This window comes from Paenibacillus nuruki, assembly GCF_963311185.1.
GTDB lineage: Bacteria > Bacillota > Bacilli > Paenibacillales > Paenibacillaceae > Saccharibacillus > Saccharibacillus nuruki.
Window position 1 is genome coordinate 4,277,492 of sequence record NZ_OY725677.1, and the last position, 21,517, is coordinate 4,299,008.

At 40.5% G+C, this 21,517-nt stretch carries 21 protein-coding genes and 1 pseudogene; 15 read left to right on the forward strand and 7 right to left on the reverse strand.

Features of this window, described 5'->3' with window-relative positions; translation table 11 throughout:
- The first annotated feature begins 17 nt into the window (after positions 1-17).
- The 6 genes from yycI to rlmH all read left to right on the forward strand — a co-directional run bounded on the left by yycI (position 18) and on the right by rlmH (position 6,265).
- On the forward strand, positions 18-764 hold the full coding sequence (yycI, locus tag RCP16_RS18955; protein WP_069326409.1) for a two-component system regulatory protein YycI: 747 nt from the start codon (positions 18-20) through the stop codon (positions 762-764).
- A gap of 9 nt (positions 765-773) precedes the next feature.
- Positions 774-1,580 carry an MBL fold metallo-hydrolase gene (locus tag RCP16_RS18960; protein ID WP_069326410.1) on the forward strand — a complete coding sequence of 269 codons (807 nt, stop codon included), beginning with the start codon at positions 774-776 and terminating at the stop codon, positions 1,578-1,580.
- Positions 1,581-1,667: 87 nt separating this feature from the next.
- The gene (locus RCP16_RS18965; RefSeq protein WP_069326411.1) at positions 1,668-2,921 is read left to right on the forward strand and encodes a S1C family serine protease; all 1,254 of its coding nucleotides are present in this window, start codon (positions 1,668-1,670) and stop codon (positions 2,919-2,921) included.
- A gap of 50 nt (positions 2,922-2,971) precedes the next feature.
- Positions 2,972-3,139, forward strand: a complete 168-nt coding sequence (locus RCP16_RS18970) for a CxxH/CxxC protein (protein ID WP_069326412.1) — start codon at positions 2,972-2,974, stop codon at positions 3,137-3,139.
- 400 nt (positions 3,140-3,539) lie between these two features.
- Entirely contained in the window at positions 3,540-5,498 is a 1,959-nt protein-coding gene (locus tag RCP16_RS18975) for an acyltransferase family protein (RefSeq protein WP_308641033.1), read from the forward strand.
- Positions 5,499-5,785: 287 nt separating this feature from the next.
- The gene (gene rlmH, locus RCP16_RS18980) at positions 5,786-6,265 is read left to right on the forward strand and encodes a 23S rRNA (pseudouridine(1915)-N(3))-methyltransferase RlmH (RefSeq protein WP_137224792.1); all 480 of its coding nucleotides are present in this window, start codon (positions 5,786-5,788) and stop codon (positions 6,263-6,265) included.
- Positions 6,266-6,405: 140 nt separating this feature from the next.
- Here rlmH and RCP16_RS18985 read toward each other — a convergent pair whose 3' ends face one another.
- Positions 6,406-6,744, reverse strand: coding sequence for a helix-turn-helix domain-containing protein (locus tag RCP16_RS18985; protein WP_308641034.1), 339 nt, complete (start codon positions 6,742-6,744; stop codon positions 6,406-6,408).
- Between the two features lie 92 nt (positions 6,745-6,836).
- Here RCP16_RS18985 and RCP16_RS18990 point away from each other — a divergent pair.
- Positions 6,837-7,019, forward strand: a pseudogene (locus RCP16_RS18990) (23S rRNA (pseudouridine(1915)-N(3))-methyltransferase RlmH); the annotation flags it as partial.
- Positions 7,020-7,393: 374 nt separating this feature from the next.
- On the forward strand, positions 7,394-8,044 hold the full coding sequence (locus tag RCP16_RS18995) for a DUF2306 domain-containing protein (protein WP_308641035.1): 651 nt from the start codon (positions 7,394-7,396) through the stop codon (positions 8,042-8,044).
- Positions 8,045-8,173: 129 nt separating this feature from the next.
- Here the strand turns inward: RCP16_RS18995 and RCP16_RS19000 are convergent, their stop codons facing one another.
- Entirely contained in the window at positions 8,174-9,148 is a 975-nt protein-coding gene (locus RCP16_RS19000) for a YndJ family transporter (protein ID WP_308641036.1), read from the reverse strand.
- 228 nt (positions 9,149-9,376) lie between these two features.
- Between RCP16_RS19000 and RCP16_RS19005 the strand changes: the two genes are divergently transcribed.
- From RCP16_RS19005 to RCP16_RS19020, 4 genes are all read left to right on the forward strand, one after another.
- Positions 9,377-9,655 (forward strand): hypothetical protein, encoded by a 279-nt coding sequence (locus RCP16_RS19005; RefSeq protein WP_308641037.1) that lies wholly within the window; start codon positions 9,377-9,379, stop codon positions 9,653-9,655.
- Between the two features lie 57 nt (positions 9,656-9,712).
- Entirely contained in the window at positions 9,713-10,432 is a 720-nt protein-coding gene (locus RCP16_RS19010; RefSeq protein WP_308641038.1) for an SDR family NAD(P)-dependent oxidoreductase, read from the forward strand.
- A 382-nt stretch (positions 10,433-10,814) separates the two neighbouring features.
- Positions 10,815-12,554, forward strand: a complete 1,740-nt coding sequence (locus RCP16_RS19015) for an ABC-F family ATP-binding cassette domain-containing protein (RefSeq protein WP_308641039.1) — start codon at positions 10,815-10,817, stop codon at positions 12,552-12,554.
- Between the two features lie 306 nt (positions 12,555-12,860).
- Positions 12,861-13,301 (forward strand): DinB family protein, encoded by a 441-nt coding sequence (locus RCP16_RS19020; RefSeq protein WP_308641040.1) that lies wholly within the window; start codon positions 12,861-12,863, stop codon positions 13,299-13,301.
- 34 nt (positions 13,302-13,335) lie between these two features.
- Here RCP16_RS19020 and RCP16_RS19025 read toward each other — a convergent pair whose 3' ends face one another.
- Entirely contained in the window at positions 13,336-13,758 is a 423-nt protein-coding gene (locus RCP16_RS19025; protein WP_137224770.1) for a MerR family transcriptional regulator, read from the reverse strand.
- A gap of 175 nt (positions 13,759-13,933) precedes the next feature.
- Here RCP16_RS19025 and RCP16_RS19030 point away from each other — a divergent pair, with 175 nt between their 5' ends.
- The 3 genes from RCP16_RS19030 (at position 13,934) to RCP16_RS19040 (ending at position 17,418) form a co-directional block, all read left to right on the forward strand.
- Positions 13,934-15,046, forward strand: coding sequence for an NADH-dependent flavin oxidoreductase (locus RCP16_RS19030; RefSeq protein ID WP_308641041.1), 1,113 nt, complete (start codon positions 13,934-13,936; stop codon positions 15,044-15,046).
- 270 nt (positions 15,047-15,316) lie between these two features.
- Positions 15,317-16,468: a PQQ-dependent sugar dehydrogenase gene (locus RCP16_RS19035; protein WP_308641042.1), complete on the forward strand. Its 1,152-nt coding sequence runs from the start codon at positions 15,317-15,319 to the stop codon at positions 16,466-16,468.
- 110 nt (positions 16,469-16,578) lie between these two features.
- The gene (locus RCP16_RS19040; protein WP_308641043.1) at positions 16,579-17,418 is read left to right on the forward strand and encodes a P-loop NTPase family protein; all 840 of its coding nucleotides are present in this window, start codon (positions 16,579-16,581) and stop codon (positions 17,416-17,418) included.
- Positions 17,419-17,505: 87 nt separating this feature from the next.
- Here RCP16_RS19040 and RCP16_RS19045 read toward each other — a convergent pair whose 3' ends face one another.
- The 4 genes from RCP16_RS19045 to RCP16_RS19060 are packed head-to-tail and all read right to left on the reverse strand — an operon-like array spanning position 17,506 to position 21,455.
- Positions 17,506-18,318 (reverse strand): ABC transporter ATP-binding protein, encoded by an 813-nt coding sequence (locus RCP16_RS19045; protein WP_137224762.1) that lies wholly within the window; start codon positions 18,316-18,318, stop codon positions 17,506-17,508.
- Entirely contained in the window at positions 18,318-19,349 is a 1,032-nt protein-coding gene (locus RCP16_RS19050; protein WP_308641044.1) for a FecCD family ABC transporter permease, read from the reverse strand. Before RCP16_RS19050 ends, RCP16_RS19045 begins: the two co-directional genes overlap by 1 nt.
- Positions 19,346-20,386 (reverse strand): FecCD family ABC transporter permease, encoded by a 1,041-nt coding sequence (locus RCP16_RS19055; protein WP_083243353.1) that lies wholly within the window; start codon positions 20,384-20,386, stop codon positions 19,346-19,348. Before RCP16_RS19055 ends, RCP16_RS19050 begins: the two co-directional genes overlap by 4 nt.
- On the reverse strand, positions 20,379-21,455 hold the full coding sequence (locus RCP16_RS19060) for an iron-siderophore ABC transporter substrate-binding protein (protein ID WP_069326431.1): 1,077 nt from the start codon (positions 21,453-21,455) through the stop codon (positions 20,379-20,381). Before RCP16_RS19060 ends, RCP16_RS19055 begins: the two co-directional genes overlap by 8 nt.
- Positions 21,456-21,517: the final 62 nt, after the last annotated feature.

A 21,517-nucleotide genomic window follows, 5' to 3' on the forward strand; every position in this document is an offset into this window, starting at 1 on the left:
GATTTGGGAGGTCCACGATGGATTGGGGAAGAGCCAAAAGCGTACTGATCTGTGCTTTTTTATTGCTGAACGTTTTATTGGGATATCAGTTGTGGGTGGATGTACGTGATCAAGCCCAATCCAATCTGGACTTTACCTCATTAAGCGATAATGCGCAGCAAGCGATGGAAGACAAACATATTCAGGTGACTGCACAGATTCCAAGAGATACACCGATCTTGTCCAAAGTGATCTATCAATATACAGGGCAAGATGTTGTGCCAACACCCATTAAGCTCAAAAGTTCTGTAGATAGCCAATTGATCTTTAACGAAGATGAATTGCGCAATCAATTATCCAATGAAATTCCTGATATTGAAAATTATCGGTATGATCCATTAGTGAGCGAAGAAAGTATCTTTATGATGCATCCGCTCATTAATAGTGATCTTCCTCTATTTAATATGAATTTACAGTTGTATTATAGTAATCAGAAGATTACCTCTTATATTGAGCCTCAATGGACGGTAAGTTCCAATCAAGACCAACCCAAGCAAGAAATTATATCGGCATCCAATGCACTGGGTACTTTAATCGAAAAAGAATTACCTGAAAGTTCGGTAGTGAAAGATATAGCGCTCGGCTTTTACGGGCAGACACTGGATACGACTCATCAGCTCGCTGTACCGGTATGGCGTGTTGCTCTGGATAGTGGAGCCTTTTATTATGTACAAGCAGTAAATGGAGAAGTGATTGTTCCTCCAGCGGCAGAAAATAAGGAGTAGAGTAGACACATGGGAATACAGTTTACAGTCTTATCAAGCGGATCAACAGGCAATGCGACCATTGTTCAAAATAAAGATGCAACGATATTAATCGATGCTGGATTAAGTGCACGCCGAATCGGTGAATTGTTACAAGAGCGTGATCTAACCGGTGAACAGATTCACGGGATTCTGATTACACATGAACATTCTGATCATATTAAAGGATTAGGCGCTGTCGCTCGTAAATATGAATTACCGATCTATGCCAATGAAAAAACATGGGGTGCGATGGAACGCTCGATCGGCAAATTATCACCTGAACAAAAACAGATTATGCAAACAGGCGATCATCTTACTTTTGGTTCGATGCGAATTGAATCGTTCGGTATCTCACATGACGCCGCAGAGCCTGTCGGTTATTTTTTTACAGATGGAGATGAGAAGCTCAGTCTAGCTACCGATCTGGGATATGTTAGTGATAAAGTGATGCAAAGTATATCAGGCTCGGATGTGTTAGTACTTGAAGCGAATCATGATGTTGAAATGTTGCGTATGGGCAGATATCCGTGGAATACCAAACGACGTATTCTTAGCGATATCGGTCATCTATCCAACGATGCAGCAGGCGAAGCATTAAGTGAGCTGTTAACACGCAAAACCAAGCGGACGTATCTGGCTCACTTGAGTCGTGATCACAATATGATGGAACTGGCAAAGTTAACCGTACGTGATGCGATGGAAAGTAGAGGGTGCTTTTACAAAGATCATGAATTTAAGCTATGTGAAACGTATTATGATCGCCCAACACCATGGGACACGATAAGCGATAAATAAATTTATGTTCACAAAATGGTTATTTTTGGTAAAATTGAAATCATATATTTGATCTGATTAGCATAGACAAGCGAAGGGGCGATCAGGATGAGCTTATTTGATGATGATTTCTACAATACCAAAGTATCACGACGATCCAAACGTAACATGTCTGTGCCCTTTTTATCGAGAAGAAAGCGTTCATTGACTCAACGTTCACGATCAGGATCTACTTTCAAAGTCATAGCAGTAAGTTCCATCAGCAGTGCTGTGACCGTAATGATTATTGTAAGCCTATTTGGATGGTATAGCAGCGATAGTTCATCATCTGTTGTAGCCAGTAGTATCGTACCGACCATGGCGCAATCAACAGACGGTAATCCCTATGAGCAGTTAATTCATGTCGCCAATGAAGTACGACCTGCGATGGTGAGTATTGTAAATTATCAGGATGAGTCGTCTACACTGAATGAGTCGGCACTTGGATCGGGCGTTATTTTCCGCAAAGAAGGTAGTAAAGCTTATATCGTCACTAACAATCATGTGATCCAAGATGCCGATCAAGTGAAAACTGTTCTTAGTGATGGCACCACATTAGCTGCCACTGTAGTCGGAACCGACTTTATCAGCGATATTGCGGTGTTATCGATTAGCAGTAAAAACATCGACAAAATCGCTCAATTAGGCAACTCGGATCAACTTCAACTGGGTGAGACGGTGATGGCTATTGGCAATCCACTAGGATTTAATGGTACGATGACATCAGGTATTATCAGTTACAACAATCGCTTAATTCCAGTATCATTGAATCAAGATGGTACATATGATTGGGAACAAAATGTGATCCAGACTGATGCTGCAATCAATGAAGGCAATAGTGGTGGAGCATTGGTGAACTTGAACGGACAAGTGATCGGTATTAATACGATGAAAATCTCGGATACAGGAGTCGAAGGACTTGGATTTGCGATTCCGATCAATGAAGTGATGAAAAATGTTGATTTATTGATTAAAAATGGCAAAATCAGTCGTCCTTATCTGGGTGTGTACACAACAGATTTTGATAATAAAAATGCCTATCGTTTATTCGATGAGCAAGAGAAAGACTATAAAAAGCCGGAGTTGCCGAAAGGCGTAACAGAAGGTATTATTGTGGTCGAAGCGAGTGGACCTGCTAAAGAAGCTGGTATTCTGGCAGATGATATTATTGTACAATTAGATCAAGAAAAAATGGCTTCAACACTTGATTTACGCAAGTATTTGTATAATCATAAGAAGGTCGGTGATTCGCTTGAGATCACCTATTATCGGGATGACGTGAAGAAGAGTGCTACACTTCAACTTCAGTCCAAGCCGGATTAACCACTTCACCTATATAGATATTGAACCAGTAAAGGAGCTTGACCCTATTGATGTATGTCGTATGTAAAGAACACATTGAAAAAGCATTGGAAGAATTCGTAGATGAATTGGAAGAAGCACCGGATGTTGTCGATCTAAAAGAGACCGAATTTTCGGACTGGGACCCGCCTGCAAAATGTAGTTATTGCGAACAACATGCTGAATTTTTAGTTGTCTGACCGATTAGGTAACAAGATCGCAACTACTATACAGTGACTTAAGCATTCATGAAATGACGTTGTAGATAGAGAAATCAAACGAATGTAATCATGAATTTATAACCAATAGGCATTCTAACCAGCACGTACAGATCATGAACGGATCAAAAGGGGCAGGAACCGTAAGCACGGTTCCTTATTTCCTTTTGCCCGAACAGAGTGTATGTGCTTTTTGATATGGTATAGTGATCAATACTTTGACGTTACTGTCATTATTTTTTAACTTTGCTGAGATTCTCTGCATAGTAGGCTTGTATATAATAAAAGAATAGAAAATGGGTAAATAAATGAGGAACATGTACAGAAAGGGTAGAAGAAATGAATAGGATCTGGGCACTTTTACATAAGGGGCGGTTCAGTCATGTCTAAGGCGCTTCAAGAACACCGTTACATGTCAGGACTGGATGGGTTACGTGCTTTTGCCGTTATGGCAGTGGTACTGTATCACCTCAATATAGATTGGGCACCGGGTGGGCTACTAGGTGTCGGTATATTTTTTGTATTATCCGGTTATCTTATTACAGATATTCTTGCAAGCCAGTGGGAACGTCATCAACGATTCGATCTGATCGACTTCTGGATGAGACGTGCTAGACGCTTATTGCCTGCGATGTTCGCTATGGTTATTATAGTCGTCTTGTGGTGTCTGGTTGTAGACCATTCCCGTCTGCCTGCTCTAGTGGGAGACGTACCTGCCGCATTACTGTATGTGAGCAACTGGTGGTTTATTTTCCATAAAGTCTCGTATTTCGAAAGCTTCGGTCCAGCTTCACCGCTAGGTCATCTATGGTCGCTAGCTGTCGAAGAGCAATTCTATCTGATCTGGCCATTGCTACTTGCATTAGGGCTGAAATTCCTACCGAAGCGTATCAATCTAGCCGGTTGGATTCTGAGTCTAGCTGCAATCTCAGCATTGTTAATGGCTGTATTATACGAACCGGGTAGTGATCCAAGCCGTGTCTATTATGGAACAGATACACGCATCTTTGCTTTATTAATCGGAGCATCGCTTGCGATTGTATGGCCAAGTGCCAAGCTCAAAGCACGTGTCTCCAATCAAGCACGTACCGTATTAGATGTGGTCGGTGTCGGCACTCTATTCCTACTCGGCTGGATGATCTGGCATACGAATGAGTATCAGCCGTTCCTTTACCGTGGTGGAATGGTACTGATCGCAATTATCACAGCACTGCTTATCGCTGTACTGGCACATCCAGCCAGTCGCCTTGCGATTGTACTGGGTTGCAAGCCTTTACGTTGGTTAGGTAAAAGATCGTATGGACTGTATCTATGGCATTTTCCAGTCATTACACTCTCGACTTCACAGATCAGCACGACAGAGCCTTCTATTATCAAAAGTATGATACAGGTAGGGGTAAGTCTGCTACTGGCAGAGTTATCGTGGAGATATGTAGAACAACCGATTCGTCATCAGGGATTCCGTAGTCTTCGCTTAAGATATCGGTTACAGCATATGACGTCTCGAGGATGGTTGCATGGCGCTGTGATCGTCGTCGTGTTCGTCTTAGCTTCAACAGCCATTAGTCATCTGATTACAACAGATAAAGAAGAGACAGCCGTAGCGCAGAATGCAGTCAATCAAGCCCAAGTGATTACACCTGCACCTAAAAATGTATCGTCTCACTCAGCAACAACAGATCCTACTCCTACCGAATCATCGAAGTCAGGCACGTCAACCGATCAGCCTACAGCAGATCCGGAAGCAACAACAGAGCATTCACCAGAAAGTAAACAACCAACAACCGAGACCAGTAAAACTGGTACCGAAGAGAAAAAATCAACGTCTACCCATCAAGAGCCTGCCAAAACGCCAGAAGTCGATACCATTTCCGGTAAAGGTATTAGTGCAATTGGTGATTCGGTGATGTTAGATGTAGCTCCTTATCTGAGTGAAGTGATGCCGGGTATTGTGATCGACGGCAAAATTGGACGACAATTAACCGAAGCATCAGGCGTTGTTCAACAGCTTTCACGTAACGGACAATTAGGTCGCAAAGTGATCTTGGAACTCGGAACCAATGGATCATTTACCAAAGAACAATTAGACGATCTTCTGGCTGATCTGAAAAGCGATAGTGTGAAGAAGATTATTGTAGTCAACACACGTGTTCCTCGTCCGTGGGAAAGTATGGTCAATCAAGCACTTAGCGATGCCGCCGCAGAAGATTCACGGATTACGATCATCGACTGGTATTCAGCAAGTGCTGGACAGGATTCGTACTTTGCCCCAGACGGTGTCCATCTGAATCCATCGGGTGCACGCGCCTATGCTGCATTGGTAGTCAAAGCATTAAAATAGTAATATGGGATATAAAGGAAATAAATCCATTATTATTTCAAAAAGGTATTCACAACCTATTACTAACTACCGATAAAAGAAAAGATGGATTCATAAGTGCTCCCTGCATGCCGACTGAGATACAGTTAGCGTGCGGGGAGTTTTCAATTTATCAGAGTATTCATAGGAGTAGAATAATGAGCTTATACCTATAAGTAGGAAAAGAGATGCTTGCCCCAGACCAGATAGTGTACACTTAAAAGTAAACAGGTTCACGATGAGCCAAAGGATAGTTAAAGGAGAACGTCATGCATATACAGATTATTGGGGTCGGTAAATTAAAAGAAAAATACTTAGTACAAGGAATCGCAGAATATAGCAAACGTCTCACGCCTTATATCAAGTTCCAGACGATTGAAGTGAGCGATGAGAAAGCACCGGATACGTTAAGCGATGCCGAAGTACGGATCGTGAAGGACAAAGAAGGCGAACGGATATTGTCCCAGATCAAGCCAGATGCGCATGTGATTGCTTTGACACTGGACGGAAAGCTATGGAGTTCGGAAGATCTAGCGAGTGAACTGGATCGGTTAGGCACGTATGGTAGCAGTCATGTGGTGTTTGTGATCGGTGGGAGTCACGGGCTTGGGGATGAAGTATTGAAGCGAGCGCAGCAGAAGTTATGTTTTGGACGCATGACGTTACCGCATCAGTTGATGAGGCTGGTGCTCGTGGAGCAGGTATATCGGGCAGTGAAGATTAACCGTGGGGAGCCTTATCATAAGTAGGGCGAAATTGTTGCATAAACACTTGAATACAAGTAAAAACGCCCTCAGTGTTATTAGGTTAGCTGAGGGCAGGTTGTAATCAATATAATTGTATTGTAGAGGTACGGCTATAATTATAGGTGATACAAAAGAAAAGGATTTTATTCGTTTGATAATTTTGATACTAAGGATTGAGATATGCCTAAACGTAAAGCAATATCTTTTTGTTTTATTCCTTTTTTTCTAAGGTTCTTTACTTCATCTTTATAATCAGACTTTTTTTCTAGGTCACTGTAAGTAGACATTGTTCTTGTCTCACCGATTTCAGATTGTTCAATAGACATAGACAAAATTTTACCATCTTTCTTGCCTGTAACGGTTGCTAATCCTTTTTTTTCGTCAACTGTAGTTTTCACATCGGTTAACTGCTTAGAAATATCAGCTACAAACAGGATTAGATTCTGCTCTGGATTATTGTGGGATACTATTTCCTTCGACATAGATAAAACCACCTTTCTTAATATTAATAATATCAATAATATTAATAAGGTATTCATTTGTCAATACTGCACATTATTATTGTCAAGATTGTAGCAGTCATGTGGTGTTTGTGATCGGTGGGAGTCACGGGCTTGGGGATGAAGTATTGAAGCGAGCGCAGCAGAAGTTATGTTTTGGACGCATGACGTTACCTCATCAGTTGATGAGATTGGTGCTTGTAGAGCAGGTGTATCGGGCAGTGAAGATTAACCGTGGAGAGCCGTATCATAAGTAGGGCGAACTTTTAAGAACTGGTACAAAGATAGCGACTGCAAAATAGGCTAGAACTATTATTCTAACAACAAACAGTCCCTCCAACTAGAGATATCACAAGGTGGCATTAGGACTAACAACAGTTGAAGTGAAACGCACATGTAAACTTATTTTCAATTTCCGCAGGCATGGAGCCTAGCGGATTTTTTTTATTAAACGATGAAATCTGTTGAATTAGGCAAAGACTCCGACGAAAAAGGCAAATACCAAAGTATTCAATCCCCTATACTTAGAGTAAACATCCTACCGATAGGAAAGAGCTTTTTGAAAATGCGTGTATGGGTTACACAAGCGACAGGCTTCATTAGCATACAACAAAAGAGGAGGGTCATTCATATGGGAAATAAAATGATTAGGGGACTCGTGTTCATTCTTGCATTTGCGATTGCCGGATACGCCATTGTTCAGTATGGCTTTCTTAACGCTAGTAATGCTGGACTGGTCTCTTTCAAATTGCAAAAACCGAATTTTGAACTCGAACCATGGATATATGTGCTATACATCCATATTTTCACCGCGATATTTGCTTTGATTATAGGACCCTTTCAACTATTTATAACTCCAACAAATGCCAGAAAACGTTGGCATCGCCTGTTCGGGTACGTATATGTTTTTTCAATTATAGTTAGTGGGATCGTAAATGTGTATTTATCCATTTTTGCGACAGGCGGTTGGATTGCCGGGCTTGGGTTTATGTCGCTCGATGTACTGTGGGTGGGGACTACGCTTATTGCAGTGAGAAAAATTATCGCCAAAGATATCCAAGCTCATAAAACATGGATGCTTCGCAGTTATGCACTCACTTTTTCGGCTGTCACACTTCGAATCTTATTAGCGCCACTAGCTATTCTGCTTGGCGATTTTGAGGCGGCATTTCGGGTGGTGGCCTGGCTTTGTTGGATTCCTAATCTGCTCGTCATAGAAGCTGTGATTTACAGAATGAGGTTGCGGCGGGAACAAGGATTTACAACTGCCACACCAAAATGATCCATAAAACTGCGCATCCATAGCGCAGTTTTATTTTGTGTACGGTGAAATAAGCATGAGGATGGAATTTATTCATATTTGCTATTTATAAGCTTCGAGAAAATGTAAATTTCGCTATTGTCTATAAAGCTACTGATAGTTATAAAGCTTTTTTTCCTTGAGAAAGTCTAACATGTATATCCACCCGATTAATCCAAATAAAACAAATCCAAATGCATACAGTGATCCGTAAATGGGAATGAAATCAAGTATGGTTAAATCAAATCTATTTTTTAGCAACGGATAGAACATCGAAAGGATAATAACGATGTAGAAAGCGAGACAAGAAAGAACTAAAAAGTAGGTTGCTTTTTTGTACAATGTTTTTCGCTTCAAATAGGTAAGGAGATAGGTGGTGTAAAGCACAATATTGCAAGCAAACAAAGTGACACCAATGTACTCGATGGGCTTGGAGAAAATCATACCGATCGCGATCAAGATGGGTCCTATAATATCGATAGCAACGACCCATGGATACCAGCTTTTCTTCGTCATGATCCGTCCGAGCATACCAATAAAAATCGGAACAATAGCAGACGAAAAATGGAAGTGAACCGAACTTAATGCATGGGTGTCAGGATTAGCTTGAAAGACGTTCAATTGATACTGATAAAGGGTGAACCAAATACCTCCGATAAAAAAGTAAATGAGTCCCGCGCCAATCGCCGTCTCTGCTATTTTTCCCTTATGTATCACTATATTGATTATCCCGTATATACAAAGCAGCCCTGTGAGCAATAGCCAACCTAGAGAAAGTGCACCCTGTATAGATGTACCTTGTAACTCCCAAACTTTACTGCTCATCATAGAGGCTAGAACAAAAAGCGCGGCAGGGAATTGAAACAGCTTCACAGTAGTAAATATGATCTGTTGATAGGTACTCTTTTCATCATATTTCAACAATAAAATAACTAGAGGTACAATAATAAAAGCGGCAAACAGTAAAAATTTTTCAACGAGTTCAAATTGGAAATAATCAAGAGAAAATATTACAATAATGATGATTGCACCTGGAATTATCGGTACGAATAATGATGTCATCCGTTTTTTCTGGAAACGACGCATGGAAGCTCCTTTCTAACTAGGCTTAGCGGTATACTTATCTCTATTTGGTTGTAAAACATTCTTTGTAATAGCTGGAAGATGCTTTTTTAATAGTTTACCATAGTTATTCGCCGATAGACCTGTCCTACCGAGTTGTACTGTAAGCAAGGATAAAGACATCGTTAAACAGAACATTATAATTTCATGCGATATAAATTATAGAGAATCAATAAAAGGATGAGTGATAACATGAGTATCAGATATACCGACTATGTACGTATGAAAACAGGTCAATACCAGTCTGTAGGGAAATTTGGCGAAGATATTTATGTATTTGAGATGTTAACAGGGATAACTGACACCTCAGAGTTTCATCAGATTTCAAAGCAAGAATTCGATTCATTTGAAATCTGGTCTGAAGAAGCACCACAGTATCCAAAAACGTATGAAATCCTTGCCCGTCCTGTGCTCTGTAGTGGCTATTTGGGAAAAGCGTATTTAGATCCTTCGTTGCTTCGTGATATGTAAATGGGTAAAATGATGTTTAATCATAAGTAGTGAAAAATGATGTCGAAAGGATACGTTATGAAAAATTTTATTGTTTTTGGAGCCAGTAAAGGATTAGGGGAAGCATTCGTTAAAGGACTACCCGAAAAAGGTGATCGGGTGTGGGTGGTTTCTAGAACTTACCCTAACAGTTTAGATGTTGAAGATGGTATTGAGAAATATTGGATTGAAGCGGATTTGGCGAAACCTGATGCAAGCTATCTGATTGCGAATACATTGAATGATGTGACTATCGATGTATTGATATACAATGTAGGCATATGGGAGAGCAAAGGGTTCAGAGACGACTATGATTTTGAAAAAGACGATCCTGCTGAAATTGCGAACATTATCAATATCAATGTTACTTCTGCGATTACCTGTATACAGAAGCTTTTACCGAATCTGAAAAAGTCAGATAACGCCAAGATTTTCTTGATTGGTTCTACAGCAGGTCTGGAACATAATGATTTTACCCAAGTTTCATTTACAGCTTCCAAATTTGGCTTGCGTGGTATTGGAAATTCGATCAGAGAGCATGTAAAGAAATATGGAATCGGTGTCACTTGTATAAATCCGGGTGAAATTGCAACCCAAATTCCCTTAGAAGATGGAATTGAAAAAGTATTGTCTACATATGGTGGAACCCAGATTCCCCTTCAAGATTTGATTTCTTTAGTCAAATGCGTGATGAATCTGTCCAAAGCTTCTTGTGTCAAAGAAATCAACATGCCGGCAATGTTAGATACAAATGGATAATTGGCTTTAAAGAGAACGACGACCTTACGATAAAAGTGAAATGCTTTTCAAACAAACCACTCTATACTTAGGAGTGGTTTTTATTTTGTATGCGGATATGCACGTTAAAGTTGAGTGTTATTTTGGCTTGGATGTAAAGCAGTAAACCGTACTCTAAGTAAAGATAACATTATCTTTCTATTAAAATAGCAAAATATAATTCAATATCTTGGTGTTTCCTTCATTCAATTTTTAATGATGGGTAAAATGCGCTCAAAAATCATAAATCAATTGTACTTACCCGTAAACCGTGTTACTCTGAGGAGTGGCAAACTCCAAACTTACGGTCGGCAAGACTTCTTATACAATCATCACCATTTTAGCTATACAGAAAGGTAACACTATGATAAAAGTTGAAGATTTATCCTTCTCGTTTCCTCAGAAAGAGCTTTACAATCATATTTCATTTACGCTTGAAGAAGGACAACATTGTGCTTTTATCGGAACAAGTGGTAGTGGGAAAAGTACCTTGATCGATATCCTAATGGATGTGGAAAGGTATCTGTTTGAAGGCAAGTTAGAGATTGATCCGGATTGCAAAATTGGGCTGGTCAGTCAGTTCTCGCAAGTCGATAAAACCAAAGAAGTGACGGTTTTTGAATATATCGCAGAAGAATTTATAAAGATACAAGATGAGATTACGGCGATTTATGCTGAAATGGCAACGACATCCGATATGGAAGCGCTGATGGAAAAGCATCAATTGGCTTCAGACGCATTCGATGCGATGGATGGGGACAACTTTGAAAGTACAATTAATAAGCAGTTGAATCTAGCGAACCTCATGAAGATCAAAGATCTAAACGTATCCGACTTGAGCGGTGGCGAATTCAAACTGATTCAAGTGATGAAGGAAATGCTTCAGCGTCCAGACTTGATGATTATGGATGAACCAGATGTATTTTTAGACTTTGAAAACCTGAATTCGCTCAAAAAATTAATCAATTCTCATAAAGGTATGCTACTTGTGATTACGCATAATCGCTACCTATTGAATCATTGTTTTAACAAAATCATCCACCTTGAAAATACAGAACTGCAAGAGTTTGACGGGCGCTATATTGATTATAACTTCTCTCTTCTTCAGACTAAAATCGAGTTACAAGAATTGACTGTTGCTGAAGCAGAAGAGATTGAGCGCAACGAGAGCATCGTCGATAATCTTCGAGAAATTGCGACGTATAATTCAGAAGCATCCCGTGGTAGAGCGCTCAAAGCTAGAGTGAGGTTTACGGAACGATTGGAAGCACGTCGACTCAAAGCACCATTTGTGGATATCAAGCAACCGGATATTCGTTTGGATATTGATCATGAGATTGAAAGTAGATTTGCGATCAATGTCCGTGATTACAGCGTTTCTTTTGACGAACTGCTGTTGGAAAATGTAAGCTTCAAAATAAAACCTAGAGATAAAGTCGCTCTAATCGGGCCCAACGGTACAGGGAAAACGACGTTGCTGCGGGACATTTTCCATAATAACAAAGAGTCTATTGATATCAAAACAGATGCCAAAATGGCATATTTATCTCAATTCCAGGGCGAAATGCTTCAAGATTCCAATACAATTTTGGATGAATTTATCGAAGCAGGATTTAAAACGTATGAGGAGATTATAGCGTATCTTGCAGACTACGGTTTTGCAGGCGAAATTCTGAATCAGAAGATCGAATCGTTATCTGGTGGCGAAAAAAACTTGCTTCAATTGGCTAAAGTCTCTGCCAGTCATGCTAACATCTTATTTCTGGATGAACCAACAAGCCATTTAGATACCTATACACAGATCGCACTCGAAAAAGCGATTGCAGATTATAAAGGTGCTATTATTATGATTTCGCATGATTTCTATTCGGTTGTGAATGGTATGGATTATGTGTTGATTATTGAAGACAAAACGGTTAAAAAAATGAGTATGGAAGAATTCAAACAAATGATTTATGATAGCCATTTTGATAAAGGCTATTTGGAAGCGGAAAAAAATAAAAAAGCTGTTGAAATGAAAATAGAATTGGCGTTAAAAGATACGAATTTTGAACTGGCTAAACGTTTGGCAGATGAGCTAGAAGAATTAATTAAGTTAGTTTAACAGACAGCGATATGATTAGAGTGAATAAGCTCTAGTGCCGCAATAAATAAGATAATAGCATAGCCTCTATATAGCAAAAAGATACTGGTGCATCACATCGCAGTGTCTTTTTGCTATATACATTTATTTATAGCTTTAATGCCATTTTTTCGGTATATATTCGATCATACAGAGTATAGTAGAGTAAGTATATTGCGATTGTTTTCATACAGAAAAGCAGACTGCATCCGTAGAAGATCGAACATTCTTTTTTAAGAAAAGAGGGATATACCAATGAACATCTATTGTCAGGGGATTTTTAAACAGATGGATATGGCTGTTGATTCTGTGATTAAGCTTATCAACACATTGAGTAATGAAGATCTGAGTATTAGACCCACCGCAGAGAAAATGTCGATCGGCGAATTGCTTGCGCATATGTCTGTACTTTGCAAAGCGGACTTTCTGATCGGGAAAGGTGTCTCTGAGGAAGAGATCGATCTTTTTTACGAAGAAGCAGAACCTGCACCTAATCTGAATGCGATCGCAGAGGCGTTATTGCATCATTATGATTTTCTCAAAGAAGGGATAGCACAGCTAGAAGAATCAGAGCTTTTACAACAAACTACAGCATTCTGGGGTGGAACGCATTCCCGTTATGAATGGCTTCTGGATACCCAAGCACATTTCTACCATCACCGTGGACAGTTGCATGCAATGCTAGTGCATGTGTTGAAGCGGGAGCCTAAGGTGCAGTTGTTTGAATAAAATGAGGTTTTGTATATCTACCGATATCCTTAGATTAATTCATTGTACTTACTTCCAGACCATGACATTTAAAAACATGATCAGGATTATTTTTGACTTCGTGTTCCTGAAGATCGTACATCGCTAGTTTGTAGTTGATTTCTTCTAAATGTTTTAGTTCTTTCTCAATATGCTTTTGTATTTCTAATTTATGATCTTTCAACATGTCTTGTCTTTCTACAAAAGTGATATTCCCCGCTTCAAAAAGCTCTTTATATTCTTTTATTTTAGCAATAGACATGCCAGTTTCTCGAAGACAACGAATAAAAGAAAGCCAGTCTATATTTTGTTCAGTGTAGATTCGTCTTCCTTTTTCATCACGAGATATGTTTGGTAGTATGCCCTGATCTTCATAAAAGCGCAGTGTTTTTGCAGATATATTTACATTTTCGACTACATAATTCATAGAATACGTCATATTATTTGTCTCCACCTTTAGTTACAGTTACTGTAACCTAATCATAGCACGAAAATGAATTAGAAAACTAAAATATTTATTATAGCGCTATAAAAAATTATCCTTTACTTGCCCTTAGGACAACCTAATACAATAAGTATTGTTCAGAAAATAAAAGATAAAGAGGGCTAACCATATGAATAAAAAATATAGCAAGTTATTTGATTCCTTTACTTTTAAAAGTGGAGTGACTATCAAGAATAGAGTGGTTATGGCACCGATGACTACATGGGCAAGTAATGAAGATCTTACCGTTTCCGAGGAAGAAATTAGCTATTATCAAGAACGTGTGAATGGTGTTGGACTGGTGATTACAGGATGTACGCATGTGACGCCGAATGGACAAGGGTTTACACATGAATTTGCCGGATACGATGATGCATTTATTCCTAGTTTACGTCAATTAGCGAACGCCGCTAAAAGTGGAGGAGCCCCTGCGATCTTACAGATTTTCCATGCAGGTAATAAAGCTTTACCTGGACTGGATGTGGTTAGCTCCAGTGAATCGCTACCTGAGGTAACGGCTCTTGGATCAACAGTAGCAGCAAGAGAACTATCACACGAAGAAATTCTTGAGATGATTCAAGCCTTTGGAGATACCACAAGAAGAGCGATTGAAGCAGGATACGATGGTGTTGAGATTCACGGAGCACATGGATTTTTAATTCAAAACTTCTGGTCGCCTTCGACTAACCAACGGACAGATCAATGGGGTGGTACGCTTGAGAAAAGGTTGCGTTTTCCATTGGCTATTATTGAAGAAATTAAATCTGTTATTGCAAAGCATGCTACCAAGCCTTTCATGCTAGGATATCGCTTATCGCCAGAAGAATCATCTAAATCAGATGGATTGCGTATGCAAGATACGTATGAATTAATCGATTTTCTGGTAGAACAAGATCTGGATTATATCCATGCTTCGTTAGATCATTTGTCTTCGAAGCCAGTAGATGCTCAAGATGATAAAACAAGACTTGAATTGATTCTTGAAAAAGCAAACGGTAGAGTACCTGTATTAGCAGCAGGTTCTGTCACAACAGCAGATGAAGCGATTGAATATGTAGAATTAGGTTTACCAGTAATTGCGCTTGGACATACATTAATTATGAATCCAGATTGGGTGGAGAAAGTAGAAAGCGGACGTGAGTCTGAGATCACTTCCGAACTCGATCCTTCCCAAGTACAACTTCCTGAAAAACTTTGGAATATTATTCATGCTATGCCCGGTTGGTTTAATGTTCGTTCATAACGTAAGATAAATATAACAAGTATATGAAAAAGAGAACTTTCTTAGGTGAGTTCTCTTTTTTATTGTTTACTGAGATACATAAATTTGACTACGATTGGAGAAAATAATAGAGGATGATGAGGATTTAGTAGAGATTGATCCTGTAAATGAAGTAAATGAATAAATACGAATGAGCGAATAAAAAATAAGTAAAATCCATATTTCTCTATGTTTTCCGATTAGATACCTCCTCAACGGGTAAAAAATAACAAAAGGAAGAGGAGGAATATAATGCTTAATATGAAATCAAAAGGGAAAATGATTACAGTTGCTTTATTACTCGCTTTACCTCTATCTACAGCTACAGGAACGATCCAATCGTTAACTTTAGGACAGACGGCTATTGCAGCTACATCTTCTACAACTGCTACTACATCGAATCTTACAGACTCTTTGAAGGGTGGCTACACAGTAGCAGCTACCAAGCTAGATGTACCTTGGTCTATACAGTTCTCTGGCAATACCGTCTATATCACACAACGTGGTGGAGGCATTGTCCAGATTAAGAACGGTAAGCAAACGGTACAAAAAGTACAGACCAAAAAGCCACTTCGTGTTGTAGGTGAAGCAGGGCTGACAGGCTTCGTCCTTGATCCTAAATTTACTAAAAATAAAATGGCTTACATCTACCATGCGTATGAGAAAAATGGTGAAGGATTCAACCGAATTGTCAAAGTGAAGTTAGTCGGCAATGTCTGGAAAGAACAAAGCAAGCTAGTGGAAGGCATTCCCGGCGGGCGTATTCATGAAGGTGGACGTTTAGCGTTTGGACCAGACGGTATGTTGTATAGTACAGCCGGTGAAACAAATCGCAGAGAGCTTTCTCAAGATCTGAAAAGCTTGGGTGGCAAAATTCTGCGCATGACACCTACAGGTAAAATCCCTAAAGACAATCCAATCAAAAATTCATATGTCTATGCTTATGGACTACGCAATTCGCAAGGGATTGCATGGACATCTGACGGCAAATTATATGCATCCGATCATGGCCCAAGTGGCGCTCCCATCCCGGGCGGTGGCACAGATCGCACAGGTCTGGATGAGATGAATCTGATTAAGCCCGGTTCTAACTATGGCTGGCCGAAGATTATGGGCAACGAAACCGCACCAAATATGGTTTCTCCACTCTATGTCGCTAGTTCCAAAGCAATCGCTCCATCCGGTATCGCTACAACACCAGATGATACGATACTTGTTGCGACACTGGCAGGTAAAAGTCTGAAAGAGTTTGACCCTGTTTCTAAAAAGATGACTGATATCCTAACAGATGTGGGACGTGTTCGTGATGTAGCGGTACACAACGGTAAGATTTATGTAATCACCAACAACACCGCAGGCGGAACACCAGAGAAGAATGATGATCGCTTGCTGATTTTAAAATAAACCATAAAAAGAAGCGATTAGGGTAGATTATCTTGCTCTGATCGCTTCTTTTTCATTTTATTTAGGTGAAGTGTTATGATGAAATTTAATACAGTCTGAAAGGAGTACCTATGAAGAGCACAAAATTAATTATGGTTGAAGGTCTTATGGGATCAGGCAAAACGTCTACAGCGTCTTTTCTCCAAAAGTACTTGGAGCAACAGCATATACAAGCGAGTTTATTTCTTGAAGGTGATCTGGATCATCCTGTCGATTTTGAAAGTGTAGCTTGTCTAAATGAGGACGAATATCGCTCGTTATTACGACAGTTTGAACATGATAAAGAGTGTATTCAGCAAATGGTTTACTCGCAAGGATCCAATCATTTTTTCTTTTATCAAAAAGCAAAACAGATATTAAACGATACATTTCCAGATGATCTATATACATATATAGCAACTTACGATATTTACGAATTACCATTAGCTAGACATTGCGAATTGCTTTTACAGAGTTGGAGAGACTTTGTAGATCGTGTAGCTGACAAGGATGAAGTCATTGTTTTGGAATGTTGTTTTTTTCAAAATCCAATGTGTATGTTATTAGCCAAAAGTAATGCCGATCAGGCAGTCATTACGCAGTATATTCTTGAGCTTGCTGATATTGTTAAGCCGCTTCAACCTGTGCTTATTTATCTATATGAAGAAGATATCAGTAGAACACTACATCGAGTAAGTGCAGAACGATCCTCTGAATGGTTAGACTTTGTGATCTGGTATTATACAGAACAAGAATATGGCAAAGCCCATCAATTAAGCGGGGTAGAGGGACTGATAGAATGTCTGCAAGTGCGAAGAAGATTGGAATTAGAGATTTTGGAGCAGTTACATATAGACAAAGTGCTCATCGATAACTCAGCACTGAATAGGGAACAAACAGAGCAAGAACTTATCAATTATTTAAATAAATAAAAAATAAAAAAAGAGATTCTCCTAAATCCAAAGTGTAGGAGAACCTCTTTTTTATATTGAATGACTTTACTGTACATAAAATAATCATTACACCGTAACTCCACTTCCATGATACCGTCCCTTCGGCACGACCAATGGCGAACCTGAAATAGGATCTTCGATCACGGTACAATCCAATCCGAAAATCTCTTTCACCCGTTCACTGGTGACCACTTCCGCAGGAGAACCTTCTGCAACCAGCTTGCCCGTATGAAGAGCAAAGATATGATCTGCATATCGTGCCGACAAGTTGATATCATGAAGTACCATCACAATCGTAGTGCCATGCTTGCGATTCAGATCGGTCAACAGATCGAGAATCTCTACTTGATAGGTGATATCTAGAAACGTGGTCGGTTCATCCAGAAATAAAATATCCGTTTGTTGTGCGAGTGCCATCGCGATCCAGACCCGTTGACGTTGTCCACCAGACAGCTCGTCGATATTATGATTAGCGAATTGCGTAATATCCATAATTGTCATCGCTTCTGCAACAGCTTCATAATCTTTTTTACTCCAGCTTCCGAACATCTTCTGATGAGGGAACCGTCCTCTACCGACTAGATCAGCAACCGAGATGCCTTCTGGCACGATAGGAGACTGGGGAAGCAGTCCGATAATGCGGGCTAAGGCTTTGGCAGGGAATTTGCTGATCGGCTTACTATCCAGTGTTACATGACCGGAAGTAGGCTTGATCAATCGAGCTAATGTTTTGAGTAGCGTCGATTTACCGCAACCATTTGAACCGATGATCACACTGATTTGGTGACTCGGTATCGTGAGGTCTACGCCGTGAATAACGGTTTTATTTTCATATCCTGCTACTAATTGTTCCGCTTGAAAAAGATGTGTCGGCTTCATTATAGTTCCCCCTTTTGATTCATTCGGATCAGCAAGAAGATCAGATAAGGCGCTCCGAGTAATCCAGTAATGATACCTACGGGGAATCTGTACTCAAACGCAAATTGTCCGATCAGATCGGCAGCTAGCACTAGATTCACACCGACCAATCCTGCGGGCATAATATTAGACGAACCTACGCCTACTAATCTTTTGGCAATTGGCCCAGCTAGAAAGGAGACAAAAGCAATCGGCCCTGTAGTCGCTGTCGCAATCGCCACCATACAGACCGAGCTCACAATCAGCGCAATCCGTGTGTGATCCGTGTTCACACCTAATGAGAAAGCAGATTGCTCTCCTAATTCTAAGATGCTCAAGTGCTTGCTAAGTCCAATAATTAGCGGTGAACAGATCAGCACAATAATGATCAGTGGGGGTAATTCACGCATCTGCGAACCGTTCAGACTACCTGTTAACCACCGAAGGGCTGAAGGAATATCTTGTTGAGCACTGATCAATAACAGATAAGAAATCACTGCATCCAACATTGCCTGAATACCGATACCAATCAGAATTAAACGTCCAATCGAAAAGACTTTGCCTCTAGATAATACATAAATAAAAATAACAGTAATCAGCCCTGCAACCACAGAAGCAATCGAGATGACTGCATTACTAGCATGCAGAATCACAATACAAAAAACAGCTGCTGCGCTTGCACCTGATGTAATCCCGATCACATTTGGATTCGCAAGTGGATTACGTAATATCGTCTGAAAAGTATAGCCAGCTACGCCAAAAGCAAAGCCTGCAAACAGTCCTGCTAACATACGTGGTAAGCGAATCGTACTGACTGCAAAGGATACGCCTTTAATCTTTTCTCCTGATAGAGCACGAATAACATCACCCAGTGGATAGATGGTATTGCCTAGTACAAGCATTGCGCAACATAGACCAACAGCAATGATAGCAAGCAGACTGGTCACAATGAGCCAGCGGCGATGGCGTTGACGTCTGCCTGCTTGGATAAATTCAATCGCAGCTTGGCTCATAATGAACGCACTTTCGAGCGCATCGCTACTACGATTAAGATAGGAGCCCCTATAAAGGCAGTGACGATTCCCACTTCAAGCTCACCCGGATTACTGATCAGTCTGCCACCGACATCAGATACCGTCAAAATAATAGCGCCTGTGATCGCAGACATGGGAATCACAAACCGCAAATCGGCTCCCAGAATCAGCCGTATCACATGAGTAGCAAGTAGACCAACAAATCCTATCGGGCCAGCAAGTGCAGTCGCTGCTCCACATAATAAAACTCCTGCCAAAGCGGCGATCAATCGTAGGGTGCCCGTACGTACACCAAGACCTGTAGCCACATCATCACCAAGTGCTAACGCATTTAGTGCAGGTGCAGTGATAAAGCCAATCAATAAGCCGACTGCCAAAAACGGGATAAAGGTAGCTATCGCGCTCCAATTTGCAGAGCCGACGCTACCTACTTGCCAGAATCTAAATTGATCCATCACATACGAGCGAGGAATCATAATCGCTGTTACGAGTGAAGATAGAGCCGCACTGGTTGCTGCACCGGCTAAGACCAGCTTGATCGGTGTAGCTCCGCCACGACCCATCGAACCAATCCCGAATACAAATACCGCGGTGATCGCTGCTCCAGCCAGAGCTAACCAGATATACTGATTAGCATGACTGATATTAAGAAAAGCGATCCCAAAAACCACAAACAAGGACGCCCCTGTATTCACTCCTAATATACTGGGATCAGCAATCGGATTACGGGTGACTGCTTGCATCAATGCACCGGATACGCCAAGAGCTGCTCCACAACATAAGCTGAACACTGTGCGAGAAATGCGTTTACGTACAATATTAGCGCCGTAACTATCGACATTCGGATAAAATAACCCGTCTATTAATTCGTGCCATCCTATTGATCTTGAACCCAAGACCAGGGAGGCAATAGCAGTGAACCCGAGCAAGATCAAGCAAATGATCAGCACCCATACGAAGTTTTTAGGCATATGTGAGTGTAAGTGTTTCTCATTTGAAAGAGTTGAACTATCCATTTACTTTATCAGCAGCAGCACCGATTAATTTCAAATATTCATCGATGGTGTATGAAATCGAAAGTGGATTAGGTGTTCCAGCAGCTACCAAAGGAGTATCGCTTGTGATAAACGCTACTGAACCTCTTTGAATTGCAGGAATTTTACCAAGCAATGGATCTGCTTTGACGGCTTGATACAATTTGTCATCGCCATATCCGATTAAGATATCGGCATCATTTAATACTTCTGCATTTTCAGCACTCAAGTTTAAAGAATAGCTTTTTGGATCTTTGATTTCTTTTGTGATACTTGCTGGAGCATCCATGCCTAATTCTTTTAAGAACGATACACGAGAATCAGCAGGTGTATAAATATGAAGTTTGGACATATCCGTATCGGAGAAATTCACCCATACGACTGTTTTACCTTTGATTTGCGGATAAGCACTTAGCTTGTCGTTGACTAATTTTTCGGTATCTTTGATCAATTGTTCGCCTTGCGCTTTCATACCCATTCCTGTCGCATTGAGCAATACTTGTTCACGCCAAGTGGTTGCCCAAGGAGCTGTTGGATAAGCGACAACAGGAGCAATCTGACTGAGTGTATCGTAATCTTCTTGCGTAATACCAGAGTATGCTGCAAGAATAACATCCGGATTAGAATCGGAAATCGCTTCAAAATCTAGACCATCGGTATCTTGGAAAACGTTCGGATTTTTCACACCAAGCTCATCTAGCTTTTTGGCTGTCCATGGCAAAAGTCCACTACCATCTTGAACTCCAAAGTTCGCTGCTGAAAAGCCGACAGGGACCACACCTAGAGCCAATGCTACATCTTGGTTCGCCCATTGTACTGTAGCTACACGTTCAGGTTTGCTTTCGATCACAGCCTCGCCTAGAGCATGCTTGATCACGATTGGATACTCTGTTGTATCTGCTGGTGTAGCGGCTGCCTCTGTATTCGTTGTTTCTGTTGGAGCTGGAGTTGTTGTAGAAGCCGCTTGGTTGTTGGAACAACCAACGAGAGCAACAATCGACATGATTAAGATCAGTACCGCGGTAAAAGATAATTTCTGTCTAGTATTCATAGTGATCCCCTTTCGTACCCGAACATGATTGTTAATGGTACTTAGTCTCTGATTTTGGTGTT

Excerpts from the sequence above, each read along its gene's own strand:
- yycI (WP_069326409.1), top strand. The coding sequence starts at position 18 with ATGGATTGGGGAAGAGCCAAAAGCGTACTGATCTGTGCTTTTTTATTG.
- RCP16_RS18960 (WP_069326410.1), top strand. The coding sequence starts at position 774 with ATGGGAATACAGTTTACAGTCTTATCAAGCGGATCAACAGGCAATGCG.
- RCP16_RS18965 (WP_069326411.1), top strand. The coding sequence starts at position 1,668 with ATGAGCTTATTTGATGATGATTTCTACAATACCAAAGTATCACGACGA.
- RCP16_RS18970 (WP_069326412.1), top strand. The coding sequence starts at position 2,972 with ATGTATGTCGTATGTAAAGAACACATTGAAAAAGCATTGGAAGAATTC.
- RCP16_RS18975 (WP_308641033.1), top strand. The coding sequence starts at position 3,540 with ATGTCTAAGGCGCTTCAAGAACACCGTTACATGTCAGGACTGGATGGG.
- rlmH (WP_137224792.1), top strand. The coding sequence starts at position 5,786 with ATGCATATACAGATTATTGGGGTCGGTAAATTAAAAGAAAAATACTTA.
- RCP16_RS18985 (WP_308641034.1), bottom strand. The coding sequence starts at position 6,744 with ATGTCGAAGGAAATAGTATCCCACAATAATCCAGAGCAGAATCTAATC.
- RCP16_RS18995 (WP_308641035.1), top strand. The coding sequence starts at position 7,394 with ATGGGAAATAAAATGATTAGGGGACTCGTGTTCATTCTTGCATTTGCG.
- RCP16_RS19000 (WP_308641036.1), bottom strand. The coding sequence starts at position 9,148 with ATGCGTCGTTTCCAGAAAAAACGGATGACATCATTATTCGTACCGATA.
- RCP16_RS19005 (WP_308641037.1), top strand. The coding sequence starts at position 9,377 with ATGAGTATCAGATATACCGACTATGTACGTATGAAAACAGGTCAATAC.
- RCP16_RS19010 (WP_308641038.1), top strand. The coding sequence starts at position 9,713 with ATGAAAAATTTTATTGTTTTTGGAGCCAGTAAAGGATTAGGGGAAGCA.
- RCP16_RS19015 (WP_308641039.1), top strand. The coding sequence starts at position 10,815 with ATGATAAAAGTTGAAGATTTATCCTTCTCGTTTCCTCAGAAAGAGCTT.
- RCP16_RS19020 (WP_308641040.1), top strand. The coding sequence starts at position 12,861 with ATGGATATGGCTGTTGATTCTGTGATTAAGCTTATCAACACATTGAGT.
- RCP16_RS19025 (WP_137224770.1), bottom strand. The coding sequence starts at position 13,758 with ATGACGTATTCTATGAATTATGTAGTCGAAAATGTAAATATATCTGCA.
- RCP16_RS19030 (WP_308641041.1), top strand. The coding sequence starts at position 13,934 with ATGAATAAAAAATATAGCAAGTTATTTGATTCCTTTACTTTTAAAAGT.
- RCP16_RS19035 (WP_308641042.1), top strand. The coding sequence starts at position 15,317 with ATGCTTAATATGAAATCAAAAGGGAAAATGATTACAGTTGCTTTATTA.
- RCP16_RS19040 (WP_308641043.1), top strand. The coding sequence starts at position 16,579 with ATGAAGAGCACAAAATTAATTATGGTTGAAGGTCTTATGGGATCAGGC.
- RCP16_RS19045 (WP_137224762.1), bottom strand. The coding sequence starts at position 18,318 with ATGAAGCCGACACATCTTTTTCAAGCGGAACAATTAGTAGCAGGATAT.
- RCP16_RS19050 (WP_308641044.1), bottom strand. The coding sequence starts at position 19,349 with ATGAGCCAAGCTGCGATTGAATTTATCCAAGCAGGCAGACGTCAACGC.
- RCP16_RS19055 (WP_083243353.1), bottom strand. The coding sequence starts at position 20,386 with ATGGATAGTTCAACTCTTTCAAATGAGAAACACTTACACTCACATATG.
- RCP16_RS19060 (WP_069326431.1), bottom strand. The coding sequence starts at position 21,455 with ATGAATACTAGACAGAAATTATCTTTTACCGCGGTACTGATCTTAATC.